5 protein-coding genes are annotated in these 4,894 nt (G+C 67.8%); 1 reads left to right on the forward strand and 4 read right to left on the reverse strand.

Going from position 1 to position 4,894, the window contains the following annotated elements; translation table 11 throughout:
* The first annotated feature begins 484 nt into the window (after positions 1-484).
* Positions 485-709, forward strand: a complete 225-nt coding sequence (locus AB0B98_RS33025; RefSeq protein ID WP_357282138.1) for a hypothetical protein — start codon at positions 485-487, stop codon at positions 707-709.
* A 65-nt stretch (positions 710-774) separates the two neighbouring features.
* Here the strand turns inward: AB0B98_RS33025 and AB0B98_RS33030 are convergent, their stop codons facing one another.
* The 4 genes from AB0B98_RS33030 to AB0B98_RS33045 form a co-directional block, all read right to left on the reverse strand.
* Positions 775-1,572, reverse strand: a complete 798-nt coding sequence (locus AB0B98_RS33030; protein WP_357367757.1) for a carbon-nitrogen hydrolase family protein — start codon at positions 1,570-1,572, stop codon at positions 775-777.
* A 139-nt stretch (positions 1,573-1,711) separates the two neighbouring features.
* Entirely contained in the window at positions 1,712-3,007 is a 1,296-nt protein-coding gene (clpX, locus tag AB0B98_RS33035) for an ATP-dependent Clp protease ATP-binding subunit ClpX (RefSeq protein WP_030333537.1), read from the reverse strand.
* Between the two features lie 209 nt (positions 3,008-3,216).
* On the reverse strand, positions 3,217-3,879 hold the full coding sequence (locus AB0B98_RS33040; RefSeq protein WP_030333536.1) for an ATP-dependent Clp protease proteolytic subunit: 663 nt from the start codon (positions 3,877-3,879) through the stop codon (positions 3,217-3,219).
* Positions 3,880-3,889: 10 nt separating this feature from the next.
* Positions 3,890-4,531, reverse strand: coding sequence for an ATP-dependent Clp protease proteolytic subunit (locus tag AB0B98_RS33045; protein ID WP_007464111.1), 642 nt, complete (start codon positions 4,529-4,531; stop codon positions 3,890-3,892).
* Positions 4,532-4,894: the final 363 nt, after the last annotated feature.

The raw sequence follows: 4,894 nt of genomic DNA on the forward strand, positions 1-4,894 counted from the left end.
CTATCAGCGCCAGGCACTTTTACTACGTTACCCGCTCGTTTCCACCGTGTCAAACCGATATTTCGCGGTTCGTCATGCTTCAACCGATAATGCGGATAGCCTTGCTTGCTCGAGTCCACGATGACGCACGTCGTCACCGACGTTCGTTTCTGTCGTGGGAAGCCGCAGACCGGCCGATCACCGCTTCGCGGCTCTCCGCCCGGCTCCTGCCGGCTCCAGAACTCTACCCGGTCGGCTCCGCGTTCGCAACCCCGTTTCCGGAGTGTTCCGCACCGCCCGATCCTCAGTCTCGCTCGGCGTTCCCGCCACGAGCCTGGCGCCCGTTCTCGGCCAGTTTGTCCGGCCTCCCCCGTGCAGAGAGAAAGTTACGCGGACGGCCCGGAGAAGGCAAATCAGGGTTCATCACTGGTTCGGACGAACAGCGCCGACCGGTCCCCGGCGCAGCCGAGGACGGGAGCCACCTCGACGTGCCAGAGTGTCAGTCATGGATGAGTCCGGGCACGGTGCCAGGGTGTTCGCCGAGGAGGCGCTGCTCGGCCTCATCGGGCCGTTCTGGCAGGTGGTGATCGGCGCGGTCGTGCTGGTCGTTCTTGTGCTCTCGGTCGGACGACTGGCCCGACGGGGCAGATCCCGGATGACCACGGCGCTGCTGGTCACCGCCGCGGCCATCGCCGGGTTCGCGGTGATCGGCGTCCTGCTCGAGAACTGAGGTTCAGCACCGGCTGTTGGCCAGGCTGGATGACTCAGAGCCGGCGGTTGGCCGGGCTGGGCAGCTCAGAGTCGGCGGTTGGCCAGGCTGGGCAGCTCGGCGCGGATCGTTTCGAGCCGGTCCAGGTCCAGGTCGACGACGGAGACCCCCGGGCCGTCCGGCACCTGGCCGATGACCGTCCCCCACGGGTCGACCACCATGCTGCGGCCGAAGCAGGTGCGACCCGGCTCGTGGTCGCCGGTCTGACCGGCCGCCGCCACGAAACACTGGTTCTCGATCGCCCTGGCCCGCAGCAGGACCTCCCAGTGGTCCCTACCGGTGTGCATCATGAAGGCGGCCGGTACCACCAGCAGTTGGGCGCCGCCATCGGACGCGAGCAGCCGGTACAGCTCCGGGAAGCGCAGGTCGTAGCAGATCGACAGGCCGACCCGCAGCCCCTCGACGTCGACCACCACCGGTTGGACCCCGGGCGCGACACTCGCCGACTCCCGGTAGGAGACCCGACCGGGGATCTCCACGTCGTACAGGTGGATCTTGCGGTAGCTCGCGGCCAGACTGCCGGAACGGTCGAAGACCAGCGACGTGTTCCAGGTGTGGTCCGGGTCCGGGCCGGCCTCGTGGAACGAGCCGGCCACCAACCAGATCCCGAGCCGTCGCGCGACAGCGGCGAAGAAGCTGCCCACCTCGCCGTCGACCGGCTCCGGTTCGGGCAGCCCACCGGCAGGACCCAGATAGTCGACGTACTCCGGGAGGACGGCGAGATCCGCGCCGGCGGCGGCGGCGCGCTCCAGTAGGGCCTCCGCAGCCGCCAGATTGGCCTTACGGTCGTCCCGGGCGTTCAGTTGGCAGACGGCGACGCGCATGAGCAAAGGGTACGGCTGGAGGGCCGCTGACGGACAGCGTCACAGTCTGGCCGGCACGGGTGGTGGGCACTGGCGAACGGCGCCGAACACGAACACGCCGGCCGCTCAGGATCGAACGGCCGGCGTGATGCGGGAAGGATCAGGCGGACTTCTCTTCGCGGTCGCGCCGAGCCCGGCGCCCGGTGAACTCACGCGGCACGATCGTCGGGTTGACGTTCTCCAGGACCACCTCGCGGGTGATCAGCACGCGGGCGGCGTCGGGGTTGCTCGGCACCTCGTACATCGCGGAGAGCAGAACCTCCTCGATGATGGCCCGCAGACCACGGGCACCGGTGCCCCGCAGCATCGCCTGATCGGCGATGGCTTCCAGCGCCGGCTCGTCGAACTCGAGCTCGACACCGTCCAGCTCGAACAGGCGCTGGTACTGCCGGACCAGGGCGTTGCGCGGCTCGGTGAGGATCCGAACGAGGGCGCTGCGGTCCAGGCTGCGAACGTTGGTGATCACCGGCAGCCGGCCGACGAACTCGGGGATCAGCCCGAACTTGAGCATGTCTTCCGGCATGACCTGGCTGAAGATGTCGTCGGTCGACCGCTCGGAGACCGACCGGAGCCGGGCACCGAAGCCGGTGCCGCCCTGCCCGGTGCGGGACTCGATGATCTGGTCGAGGCCGGCGAACGCCCCACCACAGATGAACAGCACGTTCGTGGTGTCGATCTGGATGAACTCCTGATGTGGGTGCTTACGGCCACCCTGCGGGGGCACGTTGGCCACAGTGCCCTCGAGCATCTTGAGCAGGGCCTGTTGCACACCCTCACCGGAGACGTCCCGGGTGATCGACGGATTCTCCGACTTGCGGGCGATCTTGTCGACCTCGTCGATGTAGATGATGCCGGTCTCGGCGCGCTTGATGTCGTAGTCGGCGGCCTGGATCAGCTTGAGGAGGATGTTCTCGACATCCTCGCCCACGTAGCCCGCCTCGGTCAGCGCTGTGGCGTCGGCGATGGCGAACGGGACGTTCAACATCCGGGCGAGGGTCTGCGCGAGGTGGGTCTTGCCGCACCCCGTCGGGCCGAGCAGCAGGATGTTGGACTTGGCCAGCTCGACGGCGTCACTGCCGGAGCCCGGCGCGCCAGCCGCCTCGGCCTGGATCCGCTTGTAGTGGTTGTAGACAGCTACGGCGAGCGCCTTCTTCGCCTGATCCTGCCCCACGACGTAGGTGTCGAGGAACTGGCAGATCTCCATCGGCTTGGGAAGCTCTTCCCACTTCACCTCGCCGGACTCGGCCAGCTCCTCTTCGATGATCTCGTTGCAGAGATCGATGCACTCGTCGCAGATGTAGACCCCTGGGCCCGCGATGAGCTTCTTGACCTGCTTCTGCGACTTGCCGCAGAAGGAGCATTTCAGTAGGTCGCCGCCGTCACCGATCCGTGCCACCTACGTTCTCCCTGCACTCATCGGCCGGAGACCCGGCCCTGACCTGCGGACGTTGCGCGCCGCCCGGCTTAGTTCGCGCCGCCGGCCCAACCGGCGAAGCGGTACGGACCCGACGTTACCCGCTGGCGGGGCATTCTCCGACCCCCAAAACGGGTGTGTCAGAGGTCGGCCGGGAACGGAGCCCCGGCCAACCTCTGACCCGGTACAGCTCAGCGGGCGGCGTTGGCCGCCAGCAGACCCTTCTTGCGGCTGGTCAGGATCGTGTCGACCAGCCCGTACTCCTTGGACTCCTCGGCCGTCATGATCTTGTCACGGTCGATGTCCTTGCGAACCTGCTCGATGGGGCGGTTGCAGTGGCGGGACAGCATGTCCTCCAGCTGCGTACGCATCCGCAGGATCTCCCGGGCCTGGATCTCGATGTCCGAGCCCTGCCCGTAGCCGCCCTCGGTGGCCGGCTGGTGGATGATGATCCGCGAGTTCGGCAGGGCCATCCGCTTACCCGGGGTGCCCGCCGAGAGCAGCACCGCCGCCGCGCTCGCCGCCTGCCCGAGGCAGACCGTCGAGATGTCCGGACGGACGTACTGCATGGTGTCGTAGATCGCCGTCATGGCGGTGAACGAACCACCCGGCGAGTTGATGTACATGATGATGTCGCGGTCCGGGTCGGTGCCCTCGAGCGTCAGCAGCTGGGCCATCACGTCGTTGGCCGACGCGTCGTCCACCTGGACGCCGAGGAAGATGATCCGGTCCTCGAAGAGCTTGTTGTACGGGTTCGACTCCTTGACCCCGTACGACGTGCGCTCAACGAACGACGGCAGCACGTAGCGGTTGTGCACGGCCGCGAACTGGGGCGGCAGGCTCAGATCGGTCATCGTCAGCTCCTCAGCTCAGGGTCCCGGCGCCATCCGGAACCTGTGCGGCCCCGATGATCACCTTGTCGATGAAGCCGTAGTCCATGGCCTCCTGGGCGGTGAACCAACGGTCCCGGTCCGAGTCGGCCTCGATCTGCGACTGGCTCTGGCCGGTGTGGTGCGCGACCCGCTCCTGGAACATCCGCTTCGTGTAGAGCATCTGCTCCGCCTGGATGGCGATGTCGGACGCCGTGCCGCCCAGGCCACCGGACGGCTGGTGCATCATGATCCGTGCGTGGGGCAGGGCGTACCGCTTGCCCTTGGTGCCCGCGCAGAGCAGCAGCTGGCCCATCGAGGCAGCCATGCCCATCGCCACGGTCGACACGTCGTTGTCGATGAACTGCATGGTGTCGTAGATCGCCATGCCGGAGTAGACCGAGCCACCCGGCGAGTTGATCCACAGGTTGATGTCGCGGTCCGGGTCCTCCGCGGCGAGCAGCAGCAGCTGCGCGCAGATGCGGTTGGCGACCTGGTCGGTCACCTCACTGCCCAGGAAGATGATGCGTTCCTTGAGCAACCGGTTGTAGACCGAGTCGTCGAGGTTGCCAATGGAGTCGCCACCGCGCGCGTCAATCGCCCGGAGCGACTTCTTGGGGATGTGCATGTCGGTCATGGCAGCCCTTCGCTCTCCGTACCGTCTTTCCCGACACTAACCGCTGTGCGGGGCGGCAGAGTCCCGGTCGGGGCAGTGTTCGCTCTCAGCGCAGCTGTGTCGGGGTACCCGCGGCGCGGGCTTCCGGGCGTACCGAGCAGTGCTTGCTGCCCGGCGTACCCGGCAGTGCTTGCTGCCCGGGCGCACCCGGAAAGGGAAACGGCCGCCGTGCCCCCCTGAAGGGCCGGGGGGGGGCCGCCCCCCCCCGGCCCCCCCCCCGAGCTGCAACGCAACCCCCCCCCCACCCCGGGGCCCCAACACCACCACCACCCCCACCGAACCACCCCCCCCCGGACCACCACACCCACCCCCCCCCCCCCCCCC

It is taken from the genome of Micromonospora sp. NPDC048947, assembly GCF_040649495.1.
GTDB classification, from domain to species: Bacteria; Actinomycetota; Actinomycetes; order Mycobacteriales; family Micromonosporaceae; genus Micromonospora; species Micromonospora alfalfae.